This is a genomic window from Andreprevotia chitinilytica DSM 18519, assembly GCF_000711875.1.
Classification (GTDB): Bacteria; Pseudomonadota; Gammaproteobacteria; order Burkholderiales; family Chitinibacteraceae; genus Andreprevotia; species Andreprevotia chitinilytica.
The window spans coordinates 166,768-188,399 of sequence record NZ_JONM01000006.1 but is presented as its reverse complement, the minus strand read 5'-3'; the positions used below and the strand labels follow the sequence as shown (position 1 = coordinate 188,399).

The window sequence follows — 21,632 nt, the reverse complement described above, 5'->3', positions numbered from 1 at the left end:
CGGCCCGGTCGGCGGCGGGCTGGAACTCACTTCGCGCCGGCAGTCATTGCGACGACACAAACTCAGCCAGCCAGCGCCTGTTTCTGCAACACAATCAGTTCGCGAATACCGGCATCGGCCAGATCCAGCAGCGCACTCATCTCATCGCGCGAGAACGGTTCACCTTCCGCCGTACCCTGGATTTCGATGAAGCGCCCGGAACCGGTCATCACCACATTCATATCGGTTTCGCAGTCCGAATCTTCCGGGTAGTCCAGATCAAGTACGGCCGACCCCCGATAAACGCCAACCGATACAGCGGCGACGTGTTCGCGAATCGGGCTGGCGGTGAGCTTGCCGGCAGCGATCAGGCCGGCAATGGCATCGGACAATGCGACAAATGCACCAGTAATGCTGGCCGTACGCGTACCGCCGTCAGCCTGGATCACGTCGCAATCGAGCACGATCTGCCGCTCGCCAAGCGCCTTCATATCAACCACTGCGCGCAAGGAACGACCGATCAGGCGCTGGATTTCCTGTGTACGCCCGCTCTGCTTGCCTTGCGCCGCTTCGCGCTTCATGCGTCCACCAGTCGAACGCGGCAGCATGCCGTACTCGGCCGTTACCCAGCCCTGTCCTTTGCCTTTGAGGAACGGCGGCACGTTTTCTTCGACCGTGGCGGTGCAGATCACCTTGGTATCGCCAAACTCCACCAGCACGCTGCCTTCGGCGTGGCAGGTGTAGTTGCGGGTGAGTTTGACGGGGCGCAGCTGCTGGGGGGTACGGCCGGATGGGCGCATAGGGTGAATCCTGAGTGTCGACGAATCGGCTGATTATAGCGGCATGCGCCTCAACCTCCGGGCCGGATCACACGCAACGGCCAAGCTCAGGATCAACGCATCCAGCGATGGCGCGCCCGGATAGGCCAACACCAAGGCCCTGCATAGCCAAGGGAATACGGGGTTCGCCGGCCAGAGCACCAGAATCCGTGCGTAGCTGGCCGGCCTTCACGCAGGGCTATTTGGAGTACTTGGCAATCGCCGCCTGGATTTCGGCGATGGCGCTCTCGATGTCTTCTTCGGTGAACTCGGCCGCCTTGGCATCGATGGGGTCGACGTGGGTGGTAATGGTGTTCTGATCAAGGCGTTGCGTCGAAATCTGGCTATCGCTTTCGCCCAGCTCTTGCTGATCATCGTGCCAGTTGATGCCCAGCGCAGAGAGGTTGTCGCCGAACTTGCCACCACTGAGCTCAGCCCGATCCATCAGTTGCGGAATCGCGAACAATACCGGGAAGGCACCGAGAAAATGGATCATGTCCGACTCGTCCAGCGTGCCCCAGAAGCCGTCGGAGCAGAGCAGCAGCGTATCGCCATCATTCAGCGCAATCCGGCCGCCGAGGTCGATTTCCGGCGGGAATGCGCCGCCGATACAGGAGTAGATCTTGTTCTTTTCCGGATGGCTCAGGGCTTCTTGCGCCGTGATCTTGCCTTCCTCGACCATTTTCCGCACTTTGGAATGGTCGCGTGTCTGCTTGACGATCTTGTTGCCGCGCACAAGGTAAAGACGTGAATCGCCACAGTGCGCCCAATACGCCACGCCATCTTGCACTACCGCTGCCACGCAGGTCGTACGCGGGATTTCCAGCAGCTGGTTATTGGCGGCGTAGTTGTAAATGGCTTCGTGGCAACGCTGGAAGGCATCCAGCAGGAAGCGTTGCGGGTCATCCAGTGCCGGCAGTGCCTTTTTCTGGAATTGATCGGTAATCAGCTCGACGGCAATCTGCGCGGCCACTTCACCGTGCAAATGGCCGCCCATGCCATCGGCGACCACCAAAAGCAGCGCATTGCGGCTATACGAATAGCCGAGACGATCCTGATTGTATTTGCGTCCGCCGGTGCGGCTGTCCTGGTAAACAGTGAATTTCACGGTTTTAGTCTTCCGTCAGTGTTCTTCTTATTGTGAAGGTGGCGCTGGCCGGGCAGTCAGCGTTTGCCAGGTCCGCTTGAGCGTTCGCACCAAGCCTGGTTTTCTGGCCGGCGGCGATGCCGGTTCCAGCAAGGATTTTTGCAGCTGCGGCACGCTTTGTGGCCGCTCGGTCGCATCGAGCAACAGGCATTGCCAGATCAAGTCGAGCAATTCCGGCGAGTAACGATCGCCATACCGGTCGCGCAAATCGAATAGCTTGTCTTCTTTCAGCCGCTGATCCGCCGGCTGCGGGGCAGTGCCGGTAATGCAGGCGAACATTGATGAGCCAATGCCGTAGATATCCGTCCACGGCCCCAGCGTTTCTTTCTTGTTGTATTGCTCCGGCGCGGCAAAGCCCGGCGTGTACATCGGGGTGAGGCGATTGTGTTCTTGCGTGAGCGTCTGGCGGGCCGAACCGAAATCGAGCAATACCGGCGAGCCATCCTTGCGGATATAGATATTGGCCGGCTTGATATCCAGATGCAGCAGTTTGTTCAGATGGACTTCGCGCAGGCCGTTGAGCAGATGATAGAACACGCTGCGAATCAGCTTTTCCTCAACACCTTCACGACCATGCTTGAGCTGGATTTCCTTTTGCAAGGTTCGCCCGCGCTCGTATTCCATGACCATGTAGACGGTTTCATTGGAGCGGAAGAAATTGAGCACGCGCACGATATTCGGGTGCTGGATATGCGCGAGCGTTTTGCCTTCTTCAAAGAAACACTTCAGACCGTGCCGAAATAGCGCGAGGTTTTCTTCGCTGCTGGCCACCACGCGCTCGCCTTCCTTACGCAAAGCGAGTGAATTGGGCAGGTATTCCTTGATTGCAACCGGATAGTCGTTCTCGTCGTGGGCGAGATAGACAATGGAAAAGCCGCCAGCTGAAAGGAGCTTGGCGACGGTGTAATTGAGAAGTTGGTAGCCGCGTGGAAGCGGTTGATTACTAGGTAGCGGCATTCGTGGGATTGTGCGTGCTTGCCGTTATACTCGGGACTTTGAAAGCATTGTGGGCGGCGGTCCTTTGAAAGTAAAGATCGCCCCGCTCCTCGGAGAACTCGAATGATCTTCAGCATGACCGGTTATGCCATCGCCCAGCGCGAGCTGCCGGGCGGTACGCTCAGCGTCGAGCTGCGCGCCGTCAATCACCGCTTCCTCGATCTGACGCTGCGGTTGCCAGAGGAACTGCGTGCACTTGAAGGCACGATTCGCGAGAAAGTTGGCGGCACCGTCAGCCGCGGCAAAGTGGAATGCCGGATCAATTTCAACGTGCAAGCGGGTCTGGCTGGCAAGCTGGAACTCAATCGGGAACTGCTACAGCAACTGCTCGCCGTCGCACAAGAAGCACAAGCCCTGGCACCGAGCGGTGGCGAACTGAAGCTGGGCGAGCTGCTACGCTGGCCCGGCGTGTTGAGCCAGGAAACGCCAGAAGCCGAATCCCTGCAAGCCGCCGCATTGGAGCTACTGGAAGTCGCCATCGCCGATTTCAACGCCAGCCGTGGCCGCGAAGGTGAAAAACTGAAAGCCCATCTCAGTGATCGCGTCGCTGGCATGGAAGCGCTGATCACCGACATCAAGCCACGCGTACCGCAGCTGGTGAGTGATTACGAAGCCAAAATCAAAGCCCGCCTGCTTGAAGCCCTCGGCACACTCGATGACGAACGCGTACGACAGGAAATCGTGCTGTTCGCACAGAAAGTCGATGTGGATGAAGAGCTCACACGCCTGATCACCCATCTCGACGAAGTCCGCCGCATCCTCAAGAAAGGCGGGGCGACCGGCAAACGGCTGGATTTCCTGATGCAAGAGCTCAACCGCGAAGCCAATACGCTGGGTTCCAAGGCGGCCGCCGTCGAGAGCGCACGCACGTCGATCGAGCTCAAGGTATTGATCGAGCAGATGCGCGAGCAGATTCAGAACATCGAATAACCATCGGGCATCGATCGCCTCACAAAAAGCCGCCGTTTCTGGCGGCTTTTTCATTGCGCCCTCCCGGCAGACATCGCCACCTGTGCGGCAAGCTTTGCCGCCCCTGCCTTGCCGCACCTCACGAACAGGCCGAAAACACCTCGAAATCGACCGTTCATGCCATTTACATGGCTGGCACGCGGCTTGCTACGTGCACCGTCAGCCAGGGCGTCACCTGTGACAACGCCCCGTTTATGAAAAAAGGCTGCTCGACCGACCGGACCACGTAATCGCACCCGTCGCGCTGCCCATCTCGAAAGGACGACTGAGATGCAAGTCATTAATACGAACATCGCTTCGCTGAATGCGCAGATCAATCTGGATAGGTCGCAGGACAGTCTTCACACTTCCCTGCAGCGCCTATCCTCAGGCTTGCGCATCAACAGCGCCAAGGACGACGCCGCCGGCCTCGCGATCTCCCAGCGCATGACCTCGCAGATCAACGGCGACGGTCAGGCACAGCGCAACGCCAACGATGGCATTTCACTGGCGCAAACCGGTGAAGGCGCACTGGGCCAGATGACGGACCTGCTGCAACGTATCCGCCAACTGGCGGTGCAATCGGCCAACGCCACCAACTCCGACTCCGACCGCCAAGCCATCAACTCGGAAGTCACGCAGCTGACGTCGGAACTGGATCGTTTTGCCCAGACCACACAGTTCAACGGCCAGAAGCTGTTTGACGGCACATTCAGCGCCGCGGTCTACCAGGTCGGTGCCAATGCGAATGAAACCATCACCGCAACGACCGCCAACCTGCGTACGAACCAATACGGCACGTATCAGATCGGCGACGGCAACGGTACCGGCACTGCGGCAACCAGCAACTTTGTAACCGGCGCGGCAACTTACGCAGCGGGCGGCAGCGGCATTGTCAACGTGGCCGGTGACGCGGTCACCAGCAGCGGCACGTTCAGCATTAACGGCGTCAGCATTTCGGTGTCCGGCACCGATATGGCCGGTGACATTGCGGCCAAGATCAATCAGGCCAACACCGGCGTCAAAGCCACCGCCACCACCGAGACCGTCATTTCGATGGGGTCCGGCAGCTATACGCTAGCAGTCGCCTCCAAGAGCTCGACATTCCAATCCGTCTCCTTCTCGGTCACTGCTGCTGGTGGCGGCACCCCCATCGGAAATGATTACCAGCAAGCGATTGCGGCCTTTAACGCCAGATCATCGCAAACCGGCGTGACCGCTCAGCTCGATACCTTCAAGGATCCGAACGGCACCACCACGTACGGGATCAAGCTGACGAACGGCGATGGCTCCAATATCGTCCTCAGTTCGGCCAGCGGCGCGGCCAGCGGCTTCGGCGGCGCGGTCAGCGGCTGGAACTTCGACCCGGTCACCTCACAAGGCGCGAATCAGCACCTGAAAGCCAGCTCGATATTCAACGCCGGCGCCACAGGCAGTGTCGCCTTTGCGGGTCAGGTGGTACTGAATTCAGAGAACTCCTACGCCATCACAACCAGCGGCGCGTCGTTTGCCTCGGGCGTCATGTTTACCGCCGCCGGGGCAGCTACCGGTTCAGTCTTTGCCTCGGGCACCTCTTACCAGGCCGACATCAAGACCGTGCAAAGCCTCGACACCTCAACCGTGGAAGGCGCGACCCAAGCGCTGCGGATCGTCGACGACGCGCTGACATCGATCAATGACCAACGCGCGAAACTCGGTGCGCTGCAAAACCGCTTCTCGGCCACGATCTCGAACCTGGCAACGACGTCGGAAAACCTCAGCGCCGCCCGAAGCCGGATTCAAGATACCGACTTCGCCGCGGAAACGGCCAACCTGACCCGCTCGCAAATCCTGCAACAGGCAGGGACCGCGATGCTGGCCCAAGCCAACCAGTTGCCACAGCAGGTGCTATCGCTGCTCAAGTAAGCGGGCAAAACGCAAGTCAGGGGACGGTACGCCGTCCCCTTTTTTCATCCCTGCGCCCATTGATAAGCACATCGGCTTTCAGTGCCGCGCGAATGTGCTACCCTGCAATTTAGTTTTCCAACGAGTTTTTCACGCATGGCCAAAGGCAATATCTTCGTGGTCACCGCACCTTCGGGCGCAGGCAAAACCACGCTGGTTGCGGCGCTGCTCGCCGCCGATCAAAACGTGCAGCTATCGGTTTCATTCACCACGCGCGCGCCGCGCGCCGGCGAAGTCAACGGCAAGGATTATCACTTTGTCGAACGCGCCGAGTTCGAACGGATGATCAACGCCGGCGAGCTGCTCGAACACGCCGAGGTGTACGGTAATTACTACGGCACTTCCCAAGTGTGGATCAATGAGGTGATCGCCAATGGCCGCGACATCCTGCTCGAAATCGATTGGCAAGGCGCGCAGCAAGTCCGCCGCCTGTTTCCGCAATCGATCGGCCTCTTTGTTCTGCCCCCTTCCGTCGAAGTGCTGGAAACGCGCTTGCGCAACCGCGGCAAGGATAGCGATGAGATCATCGCCCGCCGCATGGCAGCGGCGCGCGAGGAAATCAGCCACGTGGACGAATTCGACTACGTGATTGTCAATGAACACATCGATGAAGCCGTGCGTGACATCGTCAGCGTTGTCCGCGCCGAGCGCCTGAAACTACCGCGCCAATCCGCCCGGCACACCGCGCTGATCGCCAGCCTGAAAGGCTGAAGCGGGCTGCGCAGCCGTCGGTCGAGCTCACTTGGCCGATGGCACCGATTGACGGATCGACCAAGGTCTGATCGATCGATACCCGAAATACCCCCCAGCTCTGTTAGAATATTGCTTTCGCCGCCCGCGGGCGGCGCTGTTTTTTTGGAGAGTTTCAAAATGGCCCGTGTCACTGTTGACGATTGCCTGCACAACATCGATAACCGTTTCGACCTGACTCTCGTGGCCGCCTACCGCGCGCGCCAGATTGCCAATGGCTCCACGCCGCAAGTCGATCATCCGGGTCGCGACAAGTCCACCGTACTGGCCTTGCGCGAAGTTGCCGCCGGTCTGGTTGGCCGCGAACTGCTGGTTCGGAATCGGACGTAACCGTCCGGTCGTCGTATGGCCGCGCTGGCAGCGCATGATGTTCCGGAACTTGCAGCCATTGCGCCGCAAGTGTTGGACGCTGCCAACCGCTTCCTGATCGACGACACGCAATACCTGAAGCCCGAGGACCGCGACATGCTGTCCCGGGCTTTTGTTTTTTCCGAAGCAGCGCACCGCGGTCAGACACGCCAATCGGGCGAGCCGTATATCTCGCACCCGCTGGCGGTCGCCGGCATCCTCACCGCCTGGCATTTGGACGCACAAGCCTTGGCCGCCGCGCTCCTGCATGACGTGATGGAAGACACCGGAGTTTCCAAGCTGGAAATCACCGAGAAGTTCGGCAAGCCAGTCGCTGAACTCGTCGATGGCATGTCGAAAATCGACAAGCTCGAATTCCAGAGCAAGGAAGAGGCGCAAGCGGAGAACTTCCGCAAGATGCTGCTGGCAATGGCGCGTGATGTCCGCGTAATGCTGATCAAGCTCGCCGACCGGCTGCACAATATGCGCACCATGGATGCGATGCGGCCGGACAAGCAAAAGCGCATCGCCCGCGAAACCATGGATATCTATGCGCCGATTGCCAATCGCATCGGCCTGAACGCGGTCTATCAGGAACTGGACGATCTCTCGTTCAAGTATCTGCATCCGCGCCGCCACGGCGTGCTGGCAAAGGCGCTCAAGGCCGCGCGTGGCAATCGCCGAGAGGTGGTCAGCAAGATTCTCGATGGCATCAAACACAAGCTGGCTGACGTCGGCATCGAAGCCAGTGTTTCCGGGCGCGAGAAGAACCTCAACAGCATCTACCGCAAGATGCAGGAGAAGCAGCTCTCGTTCTCCGAAGTACTCGATATCTACGCCTTCCGCGTGATCGTGAAGGACGTCCCGACCTGTTACCTCACGCTCGGCTCGCTGCACGCCCTATACAAGCCCATTGCCGGCAAGTTCAAGGATTACATCGCCATTCCGAAATCGAATGGCTATCAGAGCTTGCACACCACGCTGTTCGGGCCGTATGGCACGCCGATCGAAATCCAGATCCGCACGCAAGACATGCACCGCATCGCCGATGCCGGTGTCGCCAGCCACTGGATGTACAAGAGCGGCGACGACAGCTTTTCGGATGTGCAGCAGAAAACCCACCAGTGGCTGCAATCGCTGCTGGAACTGCAAACCGACTCCGGCGACGCGATCGAATTCCTCGAACACATCAAGGTCGACCTGTTCCCGGATCAGGTCTATGTGTTCACGCCCAAGGGCAAGATTCTCAATCTGCCGCAAGGCGCGACCTGCGTCGACTTCGCCTACGCCGTGCACTCGGACATCGGCGACCGCTGCATTGCCGCCAAGATCAATCACGAGCTGGTGCCGTTGCGCTACAAGCTCAAGAACGGCGATCAGGTCGAGATCGTCACCGCCGCCCATGCCAAGCCGAACCCGAGCTGGCTGACCTTCGTCACTACCGGCAAGGCACGCGGCCATATTCGCCACTTCCTCAAGAGCATGCGTTTCGAGGATTCAGTACAGTTGGGTGAACGCCTGCTGCTCAATGCACTATCCACGCTGCATCTGCCCAGCCAAAGCGTGACCGACGAGGTTTGGGACAAATACCTGCGCGAGAACGGCGTCAAATCACGCAATGACGTACTGGCCGATATTGGTTTGGGCAAACGGCTGGCGGTCGTCGTCACCAAGCGGCTGGCACAGCTGGCCGGCCAATGGCAGGAAGAATCGCCATCCAGCAAGAAAGGCCCGGCCGTCACCATTCGCGGCACCGAAGGCATGGCGATCCAGTTCGCCCGCTGCTGTAACCCGATCCCCGGCGACCCGATTCTGGGTCTGGTGAAGAAAGATCAGGGCTTGATCATTCACACCCACGACTGTCCGGTGCTCTCCAAGGGCCGGGTCGATGCCGACAAGCTGATCGATGTGGAATGGGACCCGGAAGTCTCGCGCCTGTTCGACGTACCCATCCGCGTACTGGTCGACAACGCCCGTGGCGCACTGGCCACCATCGCCGCCGCCATTGCCGAGCACGACGCCAATATCGCCGCCGTCTCGACGCAAGAACCGGAAGACGAAGATCAGCGCTACATGCAGATCCAGTTCACGCTGCAGGTCTCCAACCGACAGCACTTGGCCCGCATCCTGCGTGGATTGCGCGCGCTGGAAAACGTCTACCGGATTCAACGCACGCGGGCTTGAGCCAAGCCGCTGAACGTCAGGGCCGCCGCCATATCGCGCCCGCATCGCGTGTTAATATATTTCGCTTCGACAGCCCCACCCGAGCCCGCCCGTGATCCAGCTTTTCATCAATGGCGAACGCCGTGAATTCCCTGCCGCGCTTTCCGTCGCGACCCTGGCCGAGCAACTTGAACTGATTGGCAAACGCTTTGCCGTCGAAGTGAACGGCGAGATCGTTCCCAAGCGCCAGCACGCCGAAACCACCCTGAACGATGGCGACCGGCTGGAGCTGGTCGTTGCCGTCGGCGGCGGCTAAATCCATCCATTCCCTGCAGGAGCGAGCTTGCTCGCGATAGCCCTCTCGACGTGAGCCAGCCATCACGAGCAAGCTCGCTCCTACCATTTATTTTCATGTCGCTGTGAGCACACCATGACCACCGATACCTTCCAGATCGCCGGCAAGACCTATTCCTCCCGCCTGTTGGTCGGCACTGGCAAATACAAGGATTTCGACGAAACCCGTCGCGCCATTGACGAATCCGACGCAGAGATCATTACCGTCGCCATCCGCCGCGTGAATATCGGTCAGGATGCCAGCCAGCCCAGCCTGCTCGACTACCTGCCGCCATCCGAGTTCACCTACCTGCCCAATACCGCCGGCTGCTACACCGCTGAAGATGCGATCCGCACGCTGCGCCTAGCCCGTGAGCTGCTGGATGACCACACGCTGGTGAAGCTGGAAGTGCTGGGCGACCCACAGACGCTCTACCCCAACGTGCGCGAAACCCTCAAGGCGGCTGAAGTACTGGTGAAAGAAGGTTTCGACGTCATGGTCTACACCTCGGATGACCCGATTATTGCCCGTGAGCTGGAACAGATCGGCTGTTGCGCCATCATGCCGCTGGCGTCGCTGATCGGCTCCGGCATGGGCATCCTCAACCCGTGGAACCTGCGCCTGATCATCGAGCAATCCAAGGTGCCGGTACTCGTCGACGCGGGCGTCGGTACTGCATCGGATGCGGCCATCGCCATGGAGCTGGGCTGCGATGGCATCCTGATGAACACGGCGATTGCCGGTGCACGTGATCCGATCCGCATGGCACGGGCAATGAAGCTGGCCGTCGAAGCCGGTCGCGACGCCTTCCTGGCCGGGCGCGTGCCGAAGAAGTTGTATAGCGGTGATCCGTCCAGCCCGATCACCGGCCTGATCAGCGGCACGAAATAAACGCCACGAATAAAACCCTGCTGGCGTTGTTGTGCTCGCCTGCCGTACGAATAGTACTGTCTGCGCTTCGCACGCCTAGCCAGCACCGCTACGCTGGGTTTTCTTCGCGGCGTTGCACGATCGAACAGGGCGCTATCAAACCTCGCCTAACGCCAAGATTTTGACGTTGGCATACTGTTGCGCCCGACTACGGCAGAAACTGCTACTCGACGGGCGCAACACTGCGGCGCAAAGTCAGTAACCGGCCGACCGTCCCAAGCATCGCAGCCGCTCCAAGGAGAATCCACATGCGCCCCGAAATCTGGTTTGCCTTCGTCGCCACCACGCTGTTCATCTCGGCCACCCCCGGCCCGAACATGCTGTTGATGCTGAGCCACGGCACCCGTTATGGCTGGCGTGCCACCCTCGCCACCATGGCCGGTGCACTGACCGGGCTGGCGCTGCTGTTCACCTTGTCGGCATTCGGCCTAGCGGCGATCCTGGCCGCATCGGCCACACTGTTCCTGATCATGAAACTGGTCGGCGCGGCCTATCTGGTGTATCTCGGCGTGCAATGCTGGCGCGCCGGCGAGTCGCTCGCCTTGCCGCAAGCCAAAAGCGATGCCTCGTGGAGCCGCTACCGCACCGGCTTGACCGTGGCGCTCTCCAACCCGAAAGCCATCCTGTTCGCGGGCGCGTTCCTGCCGCAGTTCATTGATCCGCACCTGCCGCAAGGCCATCAATGGGTCGTGCTGCTGAGCACCTTCTTCGTCATCGAAAGCGTGTGGCAAGTCGCTTACGCGGCCGGCGGCACACAGCTGGCCAACTGGTTGCGTCATCCGGGACGGGTTCGCCTGTTCAATCGCGGTTGCGGCGGTGCGTTCTTTGCCGTAGGCGGCGTGTTGGCACTGGCGCGCAGATAGTCATCGCATCTCCCCCGCGCGTCAGGCTTTGTCCTATCGCTCGCCGCCGCAGGGTAAGCGTATGCTGATAAAGTCCCCTTCCGGACTTTTGCCATGCGTTTTGTCCGGCAACATCTCGTTTACGTGGCCATCGTGCTGGGCTGGTTGCTATTGGCAGTCAGCGCACTCGGGTTTTACGCAAACTACGCCATCAGCCAGTCCCAGCTCAGCCATCAACGCCTGCACCAAGCGTTGCAAGACCGGCTTTGGTATCAGTTCGCCGGGGCAGATACGGCGCTGGAAACCTTTGCCGCCTTCCAGAGCAACCCGCAAACCCGCTCATTCGAGCTGGACCGCCTGTACGCTCGCAAGCTGCTTGCCCGCTACCCACACCTGTACAGCCTGCAGCTGATCCGGCGTGTTCCGGCCGGCGAACTGGAACGCTTCACGCAGGCGATGCGTTTGCTGGGCAATCCGGGCTTCACCGTGCACGCATTCAGTGACAACGGCGCCCGCCAGATCGAGCCCCTGCCCAAACGCGACGACTACTACCCGATCGTATTCATGGAGCCGATGCGGCCCGGCAGCGAGCAAATCCTTGGCCTCGATGTGGATTTCAACCGGTTCCTGCGTTCCCCCAGGCGATCCGGCACAAGCGATGCGCCGGTCGCCACAGAACCATTCCGGCTGGTCGAAGGCGACTGGGCCTATGGCATGACTCGCCCGGCGGGCTTCGAACAACTCGGCATCGATCGCCATACGGCCAACCCGGCGCGCTTCTACGTGGGTGTAGTGATCAAAACCAGCTCGCTGGAACCAGACCCGCGCCTGTTGCCGCCCGGCCTGCGTATCGTCGTTCATTACGCCGATAATGAAGCCGCCAAGCTGTTCGAGCTGGACCATCAACCGCGCAGCCCGCTTGAACAGCGCTGGCTACCGCGACTGACGCTCACTTCGCGCATCCCCAGTGCTTCGCAGCCCTATGTGTTGAAAACGCAGTGGCAGCTCGGTTGGGAAAACTTCGACCCGCCTACATTCGGGATTCTGCTTGCCACCCTGCTGCCGTTGCTGCTGGCGCTCGTTGGCATCGCCAAACTGCTGCACGCACGACGGCGGACACTGCAGCGCGAAGCCGACAAACTCGCCCACCTTGCCGCGCACGACCCCCTCACCGGGCTCGCCAATCGCCGCTCGCTGGATATGGCGCTGGAGCGGCACGTGGCCGACGGCACACCCTGTGCGCTGATCTTTCTCGATCTGGATCGCTTCAAGCCCATCAACGATGAATATGGTCACGATACGGGCGACTACGTGCTCAAGAAGGTCGCGGAACGGCTAAGCCGGCACGTGCGGGTCAATGACACGCTGGCGCGCTGGGGCGGCGATGAATTCGCACTGCTGCTACCGGGCGAACTCAGCGCTGAACGCGAAACGGAAATACTGGATCGCATGCGCCGCGCCATGCTCACGCCGATCAGTTGGGAAGGAAACTCACTGCAGGTCGGCGCGAGCTACGGCGTGGCACGCTATCCGGAAGACGGCGCGACCGAACAAGCGGTGCTGCAAGCGGCCGATCAGCGCATGTATGAGCAAAAACAAACCCGGCGTGGGGATGCGCCGGGTTCGAACGAGCGTTAGGTTTCGGCGACGTGTGTCAGTTGTGCTGACCGACAGCAGCGACTCAGCAGGCCACTTCCAGATTGTCGATCAAACGCGTCCGGCCCAGCCGTGCGGCGATCAGGATCACCAGATCGTGATCGGTGTGCGTGGCCGGCTTGAGGGTCTTGGCATTGCGGGTTTCGACATAATCGATCTCGCTCCAGCCACGAATGCGTAGATCAGCCACCACTTCCGCCGCGAGTTTGGCGTAATCGCGCTCGCCACCAAGGATGGCCTTTTTCATGCGAGCCAAGTGGTAGTAAAGGCGCGGCGCTTCGGCACGTTCGGCAGCAGAGAGATAGCCGTTGCGGCTCGACAGCGCCAAGCCATCTTCAGCGCGGCCGGTATCGACCGGGATGATGTCGATCGGCATGTTCAGCTCTTCGACCATGCTCTGGATCACGAACAGCTGCTGGTAGTCCTTCTTGCCGAAACAGGCCACATCCGGCTGCACGCAGTTGAACAGTTTGGTGACAACGGTCGCCACACCACGGAAATGGCCGGGGCGGAATGCGCCGCAGAGTTCATCCTGAATCGCTGGCGGTTCGACCTTGTATTGCTGGATCACATGTGGATACAGCTCACGCTCGTCCGGCGCGAACACGATCGCATTGGCACATTCGGCCTCGATCAGCTTGGCATCCGCTTCCAGCGTGCGCGGATAGCGGTCGAAGTCCTCGCCCTGGCCGAACTGCAGGCGGTTGACGAAGATGCTGACCACCACTTGATCGGCGCGCTGTCGTGCCTCGCGGATCAGCGCCATATGGCCGGCATGCAGATTGCCCATGGTCGGCACGAAGGCGACGGTGCCAGCGGTTTTGCGCCAGGCGCGCAGTTCGGAAATGGTGTGGATGATTTGCATGGTAGGGGTCAACAGAGGCGGCGCTCAGGCCGGAACAGAATGGTGGTCAGCAGGAACAACGTCGATGGGGTTGGCGTAATACTCGGCAACCCGCGTCATGGCTTGCAGTTGTTGGATCAGTTCAGGCAGTGGTTCCGGCCAGATATTCGGGTAGGTGCATTCGCCGGGATACTCAATCGGGAAAGCCAGGTTCTCGCGTGGCGGGTCGAACTGGCAATCGATGCCCAAGCGCTCAGCGGTTGCGGCCCGATTGCCACGTGCATCGCAACGATACCAGCCGAACCCTTCCAGCCAGACAGCCGCAAAGCCGTGCAGGCAATAGGGTGGGGTGGGACCATCGAAAGTCAGCCGTTGGTAGCCAAATCCGGCCGGGATGCCATTGGCGCGGCATAGCGCGACCAGCAGATGGCTTTTGGCATAACAAAACCCGGTGCCGATCTGCAGCACTTCGGCCGCTGAAACGGTGACTTCCTCGCGCTGGAAGTCGACGCAATGCTGGATCGAATCACGCACCCAGTCGAAACAGGCGCGAGCGGTGGCTTCGGGCGATGCGCGGCGCAACGTTTTCGCCAGTGCGGCAACTTCGGGTTGGCTGAAATTAACGATGTCGCTCTCGGCGAGGAACGGCGTCAAATCTTGCGTTGCACTCATCAGTAGCAGTGCTCGTCAGCAGGGAACGCGCCAGATTTAACGGCCTTCACATATGACTCGACGGCGGACTGGATGCTGTTCGCGCCGTGCATGAAGTTCCGGACAAAGCGGGCCTTCTTGCCTGGATAGACGCCAAGCATGTCGTGCAGCACCAGCACCTGACCGTCACAATCCGGGCCGGCGCCGATGCCGATGGTCGGGATGGCCAGCGACTCGGTCACGGTCTTGGCGACATGGGCTGGCACCATCTCCATCAGAATCATGGCGGCCCCGGCGGCCTGCAGCGCCAACGCATCGCGCTTGAGCACTTCTGCTTCGGTCGCACTTTTGCCTTGCACCTTGTAACCGCCATAGGCGTTGACCGACTGCGGCTGGAAGCCAATGTGTTCGCACACCGGGATACCGCGCTGGACGAGGAAATCAATCGTCTCCGCCATCACCATGCCACCCTCGAGCTTGACCATTTCGGCACCGGCCGCCATGAGCCTGGCGGCATTCTCGAATGCTTGTTGCGGGCTGAGCTGGAAGCTGGCGAACGACATATCCGCCAGCACCAACGCATCCTTGGCGCCACGCGCCACGCATTCGGTGTGGTAGATCATCTGTTCCATCGTCACGGCGAGCGTATTGCTCTTGCCCTGGATGACGTTGCCGAGCGAATCGCCGATCAGCAGAACATCGACGCCGGCATCTGAAAGCAAACTGGCAAAGCTGGCGTCGTAACACGTCAACATGGCGATCTTCTGACCGTCCTGCTTCATCTTGTGCAGGGTGGAAAGCGTTGTTTTCATGGGCAGGCTTCCATGGAATTGGCGGTGAGGGCTGAGTCTGTATCGGGGCCGGATCGGGTGAACAGGGTTGCGTTCACCCGATACCGGAATGCGCACATTTGTGGTGCAGCGCATCATCGAGCTTACACTGGCGCAAGTCTCGCATCATCAGGGTTTCCGGCAGGTAGGCAGTTCAGTCTTCGTAGAAATCAATGGCTTGGCCCGTGATGCCCGGCAAATAGTCTTTGGCGGGGCCAAGACCGGGAATGACGATATCCGGGGCGATTTCCAGCAAGGGGCGCAGCACGAAAGCCCGCTCTTGCAACCGTGGATGGGGCACGGTCAAGCCGTCGTGATGGATGGTTTCATCACCGAACAGCAGCAGATCCAGATCGAGTGTGCGCGGCGCATTGCGAAACGAACGGGTACGGCCGTTGATGCCTTCAATCGCGAACATCGACTCCAGCAGCTCATTGGCGGCCAGCCCGGTCTCCAGCATCACCACCGCGTTGATGAAATCCGGCTGGTCGGCATAGCCCATAGCCGGGCTGCGGTAAAAACTGGAAACCCGGATCAGCTTGGTAAACGGCAACCACGCCAGCAGCTCGCAGGCACGGCGCAGTTGCTGTGCCGGCCGGCCGAGGTTGGCGCCAAGGGCGATGAAGACCTGGGTCATCACGGTTTGTCGGCGGCGCCGCCATTGCCGCCAGCGTCACCGCCAACCTTGGCTGCAGCCGGTTTGCGGCGCTGCGGTTTGCGGCGCTTCTTGGCGTCACTTTTGGCCGGATTGGCAACGCGGGCAATCATCGCCGAACGGGTTGGCTCGTCGCAGTACTGGAACTGCGTCCACCATTCGGCGAGTTCCTTGTCGGCCAAGCCGCATTCCGCACGCAGCACGAGGAAATCATAGGCAGCGCGGAAGCGGGCTTGCTCCAGCAGGCGCGACGGCCGGCTGCCGGTGCGTTGCTCGAAACGCGGCTGCATCAACCAGATTTCCTTCATCGCCGCGCTGTAGCGGTTCGGGATCGCCAGTTTCCGTTCGACGCGCGCCTCGACGTCGTTCATCGCGCTCACCAAGGCAGGCATCGGGTGTTCGCCGGCGGCTTCGTTCTTTTTCCAGCGGAATTCGACTTCTTGCCACAGCAGCGCGGCGAACAGGAAACCCGCAGAAACCGGTTTGTCTTCCGCCAGACGGGCATCGGTGTTTTCCAATGCTTTCTGCAGGAAAGCGCTGCTTTCCGGCCGGGACAACAGTTTGTCGAGCAGTGGCAACACGTGCTTGTGCAGCTTTTCGTCACGCAGGGCGGTGATACAGACCCAGGCGCGACCGGACAGCAGCAACTTCATCATTTCATCGAAGATGCGTGCCGACGGGATGTTTTCGAGCAAATCCGCCAGTTCCGCCATCGGCTTCTTGGTGGCCGGCGCAATGGCCAAGCCAAGCTTGGAGGCGAGGCGTACCGCACGCAGCATGCGCACCGGGTCTTCGCGGTAGCGCTGCATCGGGTCGCCGATCATCACCAGCCGCTTGGCTTCGATATCAGCGACGCCGTGATGAAAATCGATGATTTCTTCGCGATTCGGATCGTAATAGAGCGCGTTGGCGGTGAAATCGCGCCGGGCGGCATCTTCTTCGATGGAGCCGTACACGTTGTCGCGCAGGATGCGTCCGGCGTCATCGGTCGGGGCATCGGACGCGCCACGGAAAGTGGTGACTTCGATGATTTCTTCACCGTCGCGGTCGTAAAACGGCACGTGGACGATGCGAAAACGCCGCCCGATGATGCGGGAGCGATGGAATACATGTCGCACCTGCTCTGGCGTGGCGCTGGTGGCGACGTCGTAATCCTTGGGGTTCTTGCCGAGCAGCAGGTCGCGCACGGCACCGCCGACGACGTAGGCATCGAAGCCGGCGTCCTGCAGTCGGTCACACACTTTCAGTGCGTTCGAGTGCAGAAGTTCGCGGCGTATGCCGTAGTGTTTGGCGTGCAACACTTGTTTGCCCGGGCGGCGGAGGACCTTGCCGATCAGTTTACGGATCATGTCTTTCTTTAATATCGTCGATTGGGCGAAAAACTGCACAAAACGCGCATTATACAGATGCATATTGTCGTGACTGTGCCGGTTTTTTGTGCGGGTCACTGACGCTGTCAGCAACGGGTTTTGCACTGCACGATAAGACTTTTCTTGCGCCGAGTCTCTACCATGTCGACCTACCGCTTCCGCATCGTCAATGTGTTCGCTGAAACCGCCTATGCCGGCAACCCGCTCGCCGTGTTCGACGACGCACGCGGACTGGACGATGCAGCCATGCAGCAGCTCGCCAGCCAGCTCAATCTTTCCGAAACCACCTTCGTCTTCCCGAGCGAAACTACCTCGGCCCGCGTCCGCATCTTTACACCGGGCTACGAGCTGCCGTTCGCTGGTCATCCCACATTAGGTACGGCAGCGACACTCAACAAGCTGCGCAACCTCGGCGGCAAGGTCACGCTGGATCTGCAAGCAGGCGTGATTCCCGTCCGCGTCGACGGCGACCGGGCCACGCTCACCGCCAATGCGCCGAGCTATCGCGATGCAGCGACCGCTGAACAACTGGCCCAAGCCATCGGCGTACCTGCCGCGGCGCTGGTCGGCACCGCCAGATTCGTCGACACTGGCACCGAACAGTTGGTGATCCAGCTCGCCAGCCCGGAAGCCGTCGCGGCGGCAACACCTGATCTGCCGCTCTTCAACAAATACACGTCCAATCGCCTGGGCCACGCCAGCGCCTTGGTGTGGGCCTTTGGCGACAACCATGAAATCGCCGCGCGTTTCTTCTGGGTACAACACAACCAGATCGGCGAAGACTTCGGCACCGGTTCCGCCTGCGCCAATCTGGGTGGCTGGCTGCTGGATGCCGGGCATCCCACGCCGTTCAACTACACGATGGTGCAAGGGATTGGGACTGGCAGGCTGGCTCACTTGGCACTATCGGTGGATGCCGAGCGGACGATTCGTGTTGGCGGACGGGTGATGGAAGTGGGACGTGGGGAGTTTGATTTGCCGGCGTGATGCGCGCGGCTGAAAAAACAAACCTGTAGACACAGAGAGCACGGAGCACACAGAGATCGATGAGAAAGACGAGGTTTTTGTAGGAGCGAGCTTGCTCGCGATGGCAATGGTCAACCAAAGAGCGCCATCGCGAGCAAGCTCGCTCCTACATAAGGCGATGCCTTTCTCCGTGTTCTCGGTGTGCTCACTGATCTCTGTGTCTACAGGTTTTCGCCTTTGCCTCTCTCTGCTACCGCGAGCCAGTCCGCTCCTGCAGGTTGAAAAATCCCGCACATTGTCACGGGCTGGTATTTAAACCCTCCCTTATAATCCCGTTTTTGCACTGCACTAAAAGTTGTCTCCAGATGAATCGTCGCCTGATCGCCCCCTTCCTTGCCTCCGTCCTCGTCGCTCAAACCGCCGGCGCATTTGCGCCACCCGTGCCGCAAATTGCCGCCAAAGCGTATTACCTGACCGACTTCCAGAGTGGCGTAACACTCGCCGCGCAGGATGCCGACAAGCGCATCGAGCCAGCGTCGCTGACCAAGTTGTTGACGGCCTATGTCGTCTTCAAAGCGGTCAAGGAAGGTCGCCTGAAGATGGATCAGATGCTGACCGTATCGACCCGCGGCTGGAAAACCGAGGGTTCGCGCATGTTCCTCGATCCGAAAGTCCCGGTCAGCGTGGACGATCTGATCAAAGGCATGATCGTGCAGAGCGGCAACGACGCTTGCGTGACCTTGGCTGAAGCGGTAGCAGGTTCTGAAGACGTCTTCGCACAGATGATGAATCGCGAAGCGGCGCGGCTGGGCATGAAGAACAGCCACTTCACCAATTCGACCGGCCTGCCGGACCCGAACCTCTATACGACCACCGCCGATCTCGGCATCCTCGCTGCAGCCATCATTCGCGACTATCCCGAGTTCTACCCCACTTACTCGATCAAGAGCTTCACCTACAACAAGATCAAGCAGGACAACCGCAACCTGCTGCTGGAACGCGACCCCAATGTCGACGGCATGAAGACCGGCCATACTTCCAGTGCCGGCTTCAACCTGATCGCCAGCTCGCATCGCGACGGCCGCCGTTTGATTTCGGTCGTGGTCGGCACCACCGGCGACACCATCCGCGCTGACGAATCGGCCAAGCTACTGAACTGGGGCGTTCAGTTCCACGACACACCCAAGATCGTCGCAGCAGGCCAGGCGCTTGGCGAAGTGCGTGTCTGGAAGGGCGCCAGCAAGATGGCCAAGGCAGGCTTCACCCGTGATCTGTTCATCACCGTGGATAAGGGCGATGCCGGCAAGATCACCAAGGAATTCGTCCCGGCGCAAAACGTCATGGCCCCGATTCAGGCAGGCCAGCAGATCGGTACACTGAAACTGAACGTAGCCGGCAAGCCGCTGCGTGACGTGCCGGTCGTGGCGCTGGAAAACGTTCCCGAGGCCGGTTTCTTCGGCCGGATGTGGGATAGCCTGCGGATGAAGCTCCACCTGAGTTAAACGGAGCCACGCTCGGAGTAAGAAAAGATGCTCAACGTACCGCCGGTAACCGCCTACCTGAACGGCCGCTTCGCCCCGCTCGACCAGTTGCAGGTGTCGGTGCTGGATCGCGGCTTTCTGTTTGGCGACGGCGTCTACGAGGTGATCCCGGTCTATGACCGGCAGCCGTTCCGGCTCACTGAGCATCTCAACCGGCTGGCAACCAGCCTGGAATCGGTACGGATTCCGAATCCACACACACCGGCCGAATGGGCCGCGATCATTGGCGAGCTGATCGCCAAACAAGCCAGTGCCGATCAATCGGTCTATCTGCAAGTGACGCGCGGCCCGGCATGGCCGCGTAATCACGCCTTCCCGGCCAAGGTCGAACCAACGGTATTCCTGTTCGCCGACCCGCTGACGCCACCTGCCCCGGCACTGGTCGAAAACGGCGTGGTCGCTGCGACCATGGCTGACATACGCTGGCTGCGCTGCAATGTGAAGGCGATTTCCTTGCTGGCAAACGTGCTGGCACGCCAGCATGGCGTGGATGAAGGCGTGGCCGAAACCATCCTGTTGCGTGATGGGCTGCTGATCGAAGGCTCGGCCAGCAATATCTTCATCGTCAAAAATGGCGTGATCGCCGCCCCGCCGCCCTCGCACCTGATGCTGACCGGCATCACCTACGACCTGATCATCGAACTGGCTCGCCAGCACGGCATGCCGATCGAAATCCGCGAAGTCAGTGAAACCGAGCTGCGCGATGCCAACGAGGTCTGGCTATCATCCAGCAGCCGCGAGGTGCTAGCCGTCGTTTCGCTGGACGGGCGGCCAGTTGGAAACGGCACACCCGGCCCCATTTATCGAGCCATCTACCGTCACTATCAAGCATTCAAGGCCGGCGTCATGCGCATCGGCCACGATCGCCCTCTGGATCAAACATGACCAAACCCGTCTTCAACGATATCCCGAGCAAGCCGCTCGAAGAACTGGTCACCTTCCCCGTTGAACTGCCGATCAAGGCCATCAGCAACAAGAACGTGCCGCAAGCCGAATTCGAAGCCGCCATCCTGGCACTCACCCTGCAGCACGTGCCGGGCTTCAACCCCAACCTGCTGACCAGCAAGGCCTCTACGGGCGGCAATTACTTCGCCGCCACCATGATGGTCACCTTTGATTCCGCCGACCAAGTCCGCGCCTATGATGCAGCGCTACGGGCCAGCCCGCTGGTGCGAATGGTGCTTTAGAACCGTGAGGGGTGAGGAGTTAGGGGTGAGGCGAGAAAATCTGGGCGGCGATTGGCCGGCGCACGAAGAGGTCTTGGTTGCCGACGCGCTACCGCTTCTCACGCGCCAGCTCGGACTAGCCGACTACGAATCCACATGGCATGCCATGCAGACGTTCACCGATGCTCGCACAACCGACACGCCGGACGAAATCTGGCTGCTGGAACACCCCCCCGTCTTCACGCTCGGCCAAGCCGGGAAGCCCGAACACATCCTGCAACGCGGCGACATTCCCATCGTGAAGATCGACCGGGGCGGGCAAGTGACTTACCACGGCCCCGGCCAGCTGATCGCCTACACCTTGCTCGACCTGCGCCGACTTGGCATCGGCGTGCGTGAACTGGTGCGCCGGCTGGAAAACAGCGTGATCGCGCTATTAGCCGATTACGACATCGAAGCCTACGGCAAGGTCGATGCCCCCGGCGTTTACATACGGGATGATCTGGGCGAAGCGAAGATCGCCGCGCTCGGCCTGCGCATCCGCAATGGCTGCTGTTTTCACGGCCTGTCGCTCAACGTGAACATGGATCTCGGCCCATTCGACATGATCAATCCCTGCGGTTATGAGGGGCTGCGCGTGGCGCAATTGGCCGATTTCGGCGTCAGCGAGACACCCGCCAGCATCGCGGGTAAAATGGCCGACAAAATCCTGCAACAAATCAATTGATTAACCGCACGCCTGCTACATAGCCCG

Annotated in this window: 22 protein-coding genes; 14 read left to right on the top strand and 8 right to left on the bottom strand. The window is 60.3% G+C overall.

Going from position 1 to position 21,632, the window contains the following annotated elements; translation table 11 throughout:
* Positions 1–62: 62 nt before the first annotated feature.
* The 3 genes from rph to BR41_RS10225 form a co-directional block, all read right to left on the bottom strand.
* Positions 63–779 (bottom strand): ribonuclease PH, encoded by a 717-nt coding sequence (gene rph, locus BR41_RS10235; RefSeq protein WP_035055875.1) that lies wholly within the window; start codon positions 777–779, stop codon positions 63–65.
* Between the two features lie 217 nt (positions 780–996).
* The gene (locus BR41_RS10230) at positions 997–1,905 is read right to left on the bottom strand and encodes a PP2C family protein-serine/threonine phosphatase (protein WP_035055868.1); all 909 of its coding nucleotides are present in this window, start codon (positions 1,903–1,905) and stop codon (positions 997–999) included.
* A 27-nt stretch (positions 1,906–1,932) separates the two neighbouring features.
* Entirely contained in the window at positions 1,933–2,901 is a 969-nt protein-coding gene (locus BR41_RS10225) for a serine/threonine protein kinase (protein WP_035055867.1), read from the bottom strand.
* A 102-nt stretch (positions 2,902–3,003) separates the two neighbouring features.
* Here BR41_RS10225 and BR41_RS10220 point away from each other — a divergent pair, with 102 nt between their 5' ends.
* The 9 genes from BR41_RS10220 to BR41_RS10180 all read left to right on the top strand — a co-directional run bounded on the left by BR41_RS10220 (position 3,004) and on the right by BR41_RS10180 (position 12,837).
* A complete protein-coding gene (locus tag BR41_RS10220) occupies positions 3,004–3,870 on the top strand; it encodes a YicC/YloC family endoribonuclease (protein ID WP_035055865.1) in 867 nt (288 codons plus the stop codon).
* Positions 3,871–4,179: 309 nt separating this feature from the next.
* Entirely contained in the window at positions 4,180–5,793 is a 1,614-nt protein-coding gene (locus tag BR41_RS25425) for a flagellin N-terminal helical domain-containing protein (protein ID WP_035055864.1), read from the top strand.
* Positions 5,794–5,928: 135 nt separating this feature from the next.
* The gene (gmk, locus tag BR41_RS10210) at positions 5,929–6,543 is read left to right on the top strand and encodes a guanylate kinase (protein WP_035055862.1); all 615 of its coding nucleotides are present in this window, start codon (positions 5,929–5,931) and stop codon (positions 6,541–6,543) included.
* 159 nt (positions 6,544–6,702) lie between these two features.
* The gene (gene rpoZ / locus BR41_RS10205; RefSeq protein ID WP_035055861.1) at positions 6,703–6,912 is read left to right on the top strand and encodes a DNA-directed RNA polymerase subunit omega; all 210 of its coding nucleotides are present in this window, start codon (positions 6,703–6,705) and stop codon (positions 6,910–6,912) included.
* A 15-nt stretch (positions 6,913–6,927) separates the two neighbouring features.
* Complete coding sequence (locus tag BR41_RS10200; RefSeq protein WP_035055860.1) at positions 6,928–9,114, top strand: RelA/SpoT family protein; 2,187 nt, start codon at positions 6,928–6,930, stop codon at positions 9,112–9,114.
* Between the two features lie 91 nt (positions 9,115–9,205).
* On the top strand, positions 9,206–9,409 hold the full coding sequence (gene thiS / locus BR41_RS10195; RefSeq protein WP_035055859.1) for a sulfur carrier protein ThiS: 204 nt from the start codon (positions 9,206–9,208) through the stop codon (positions 9,407–9,409).
* A 114-nt stretch (positions 9,410–9,523) separates the two neighbouring features.
* Entirely contained in the window at positions 9,524–10,318 is a 795-nt protein-coding gene (locus BR41_RS10190; protein WP_035055858.1) for a thiazole synthase, read from the top strand.
* 287 nt (positions 10,319–10,605) lie between these two features.
* The gene (locus tag BR41_RS10185) at positions 10,606–11,220 is read left to right on the top strand and encodes a LysE family translocator (protein ID WP_035055857.1); all 615 of its coding nucleotides are present in this window, start codon (positions 10,606–10,608) and stop codon (positions 11,218–11,220) included.
* Between the two features lie 93 nt (positions 11,221–11,313).
* Positions 11,314–12,837 carry a sensor domain-containing diguanylate cyclase gene (locus tag BR41_RS10180; RefSeq protein ID WP_035055856.1) on the top strand — a complete coding sequence of 508 codons (1,524 nt, stop codon included), beginning with the start codon at positions 11,314–11,316 and terminating at the stop codon, positions 12,835–12,837.
* Positions 12,838–12,880: 43 nt separating this feature from the next.
* On the opposite strand, the gene panC is transcribed toward BR41_RS10180, so the two are convergent.
* The 5 genes from panC to pcnB all read right to left on the bottom strand — a co-directional run bounded on the left by panC (position 12,881) and on the right by pcnB (position 17,184).
* On the bottom strand, positions 12,881–13,720 hold the full coding sequence (gene panC, locus BR41_RS10175; protein WP_035055855.1) for a pantoate--beta-alanine ligase: 840 nt from the start codon (positions 13,718–13,720) through the stop codon (positions 12,881–12,883).
* Between the two features lie 24 nt (positions 13,721–13,744).
* Complete coding sequence (locus BR41_RS10170; RefSeq protein WP_035055854.1) at positions 13,745–14,371, bottom strand: transglutaminase-like domain-containing protein; 627 nt, start codon at positions 14,369–14,371, stop codon at positions 13,745–13,747.
* The gene (gene panB / locus BR41_RS10165; protein WP_035055853.1) at positions 14,371–15,162 is read right to left on the bottom strand and encodes a 3-methyl-2-oxobutanoate hydroxymethyltransferase; all 792 of its coding nucleotides are present in this window, start codon (positions 15,160–15,162) and stop codon (positions 14,371–14,373) included. Before panB ends, BR41_RS10170 begins: the two co-directional genes overlap by 1 nt.
* Before the next feature lie 172 nt (positions 15,163–15,334).
* Positions 15,335–15,817 (bottom strand): 2-amino-4-hydroxy-6-hydroxymethyldihydropteridine diphosphokinase, encoded by a 483-nt coding sequence (folK, locus tag BR41_RS10160; RefSeq protein ID WP_035055852.1) that lies wholly within the window; start codon positions 15,815–15,817, stop codon positions 15,335–15,337.
* Positions 15,817–17,184 carry a polynucleotide adenylyltransferase PcnB gene (gene pcnB, locus BR41_RS10155; RefSeq protein ID WP_035056041.1) on the bottom strand — a complete coding sequence of 456 codons (1,368 nt, stop codon included), beginning with the start codon at positions 17,182–17,184 and terminating at the stop codon, positions 15,817–15,819. Before pcnB ends, folK begins: the two co-directional genes overlap by 1 nt.
* Positions 17,185–17,346: 162 nt before the next feature.
* Here pcnB and BR41_RS10150 point away from each other — a divergent pair, with 162 nt between their 5' ends.
* From BR41_RS10150 to lipB, 5 genes are all read left to right on the top strand, one after another.
* Positions 17,347–18,192: a PhzF family phenazine biosynthesis protein gene (locus BR41_RS10150; RefSeq protein WP_035055851.1), complete on the top strand. Its 846-nt coding sequence runs from the start codon at positions 17,347–17,349 to the stop codon at positions 18,190–18,192.
* Positions 18,193–18,536: 344 nt separating this feature from the next.
* On the top strand, positions 18,537–19,673 hold the full coding sequence (locus BR41_RS10145) for a D-alanyl-D-alanine carboxypeptidase family protein (protein WP_035055850.1): 1,137 nt from the start codon (positions 18,537–18,539) through the stop codon (positions 19,671–19,673).
* Positions 19,674–19,700: 27 nt separating this feature from the next.
* A complete protein-coding gene (locus BR41_RS10140; protein WP_035055849.1) occupies positions 19,701–20,597 on the top strand; it encodes a D-amino acid aminotransferase in 897 nt (298 codons plus the stop codon).
* On the top strand, positions 20,594–20,899 hold the full coding sequence (locus BR41_RS10135; RefSeq protein WP_035055848.1) for a YbeD family protein: 306 nt from the start codon (positions 20,594–20,596) through the stop codon (positions 20,897–20,899). Before BR41_RS10140 ends, BR41_RS10135 begins: the two co-directional genes overlap by 4 nt.
* A gap of 73 nt (positions 20,900–20,972) precedes the next feature.
* Positions 20,973–21,605, top strand: coding sequence for a lipoyl(octanoyl) transferase LipB (gene lipB, locus BR41_RS10130; RefSeq protein ID WP_035056039.1), 633 nt, complete (start codon positions 20,973–20,975; stop codon positions 21,603–21,605).
* Positions 21,606–21,632 lie beyond the last annotated feature (27 nt).

Excerpts from the sequence above, each read along its gene's own strand:
- rph (WP_035055875.1), bottom strand. The coding sequence starts at position 779 with ATGCGCCCATCCGGCCGTACCCCCCAGCAGCTGCGCCCCGTCAAACTC.
- BR41_RS10225 (WP_035055867.1), bottom strand. The coding sequence starts at position 2,901 with ATGCCGCTACCTAGTAATCAACCGCTTCCACGCGGCTACCAACTTCTC.
- BR41_RS10220 (WP_035055865.1), top strand. The coding sequence starts at position 3,004 with ATGATCTTCAGCATGACCGGTTATGCCATCGCCCAGCGCGAGCTGCCG.
- BR41_RS25425 (WP_035055864.1), top strand. The coding sequence starts at position 4,180 with ATGCAAGTCATTAATACGAACATCGCTTCGCTGAATGCGCAGATCAAT.
- gmk (WP_035055862.1), top strand. The coding sequence starts at position 5,929 with ATGGCCAAAGGCAATATCTTCGTGGTCACCGCACCTTCGGGCGCAGGC.
- rpoZ (WP_035055861.1), top strand. The coding sequence starts at position 6,703 with ATGGCCCGTGTCACTGTTGACGATTGCCTGCACAACATCGATAACCGT.
- BR41_RS10200 (WP_035055860.1), top strand. The coding sequence starts at position 6,928 with ATGGCCGCGCTGGCAGCGCATGATGTTCCGGAACTTGCAGCCATTGCG.
- BR41_RS10190 (WP_035055858.1), top strand. The coding sequence starts at position 9,524 with ATGACCACCGATACCTTCCAGATCGCCGGCAAGACCTATTCCTCCCGC.
- BR41_RS10185 (WP_035055857.1), top strand. The coding sequence starts at position 10,606 with ATGCGCCCCGAAATCTGGTTTGCCTTCGTCGCCACCACGCTGTTCATC.
- BR41_RS10180 (WP_035055856.1), top strand. The coding sequence starts at position 11,314 with ATGCGTTTTGTCCGGCAACATCTCGTTTACGTGGCCATCGTGCTGGGC.
- panC (WP_035055855.1), bottom strand. The coding sequence starts at position 13,720 with ATGCAAATCATCCACACCATTTCCGAACTGCGCGCCTGGCGCAAAACC.
- BR41_RS10170 (WP_035055854.1), bottom strand. The coding sequence starts at position 14,371 with ATGAGTGCAACGCAAGATTTGACGCCGTTCCTCGCCGAGAGCGACATC.
- panB (WP_035055853.1), bottom strand. The coding sequence starts at position 15,162 with ATGAAAACAACGCTTTCCACCCTGCACAAGATGAAGCAGGACGGTCAG.
- folK (WP_035055852.1), bottom strand. The coding sequence starts at position 15,817 with ATGACCCAGGTCTTCATCGCCCTTGGCGCCAACCTCGGCCGGCCGGCA.
- pcnB (WP_035056041.1), bottom strand. The coding sequence starts at position 17,184 with ATGATCCGTAAACTGATCGGCAAGGTCCTCCGCCGCCCGGGCAAACAA.
- BR41_RS10150 (WP_035055851.1), top strand. The coding sequence starts at position 17,347 with ATGTCGACCTACCGCTTCCGCATCGTCAATGTGTTCGCTGAAACCGCC.
- BR41_RS10145 (WP_035055850.1), top strand. The coding sequence starts at position 18,537 with ATGAATCGTCGCCTGATCGCCCCCTTCCTTGCCTCCGTCCTCGTCGCT.
- BR41_RS10140 (WP_035055849.1), top strand. The coding sequence starts at position 19,701 with ATGCTCAACGTACCGCCGGTAACCGCCTACCTGAACGGCCGCTTCGCC.
- BR41_RS10135 (WP_035055848.1), top strand. The coding sequence starts at position 20,594 with ATGACCAAACCCGTCTTCAACGATATCCCGAGCAAGCCGCTCGAAGAA.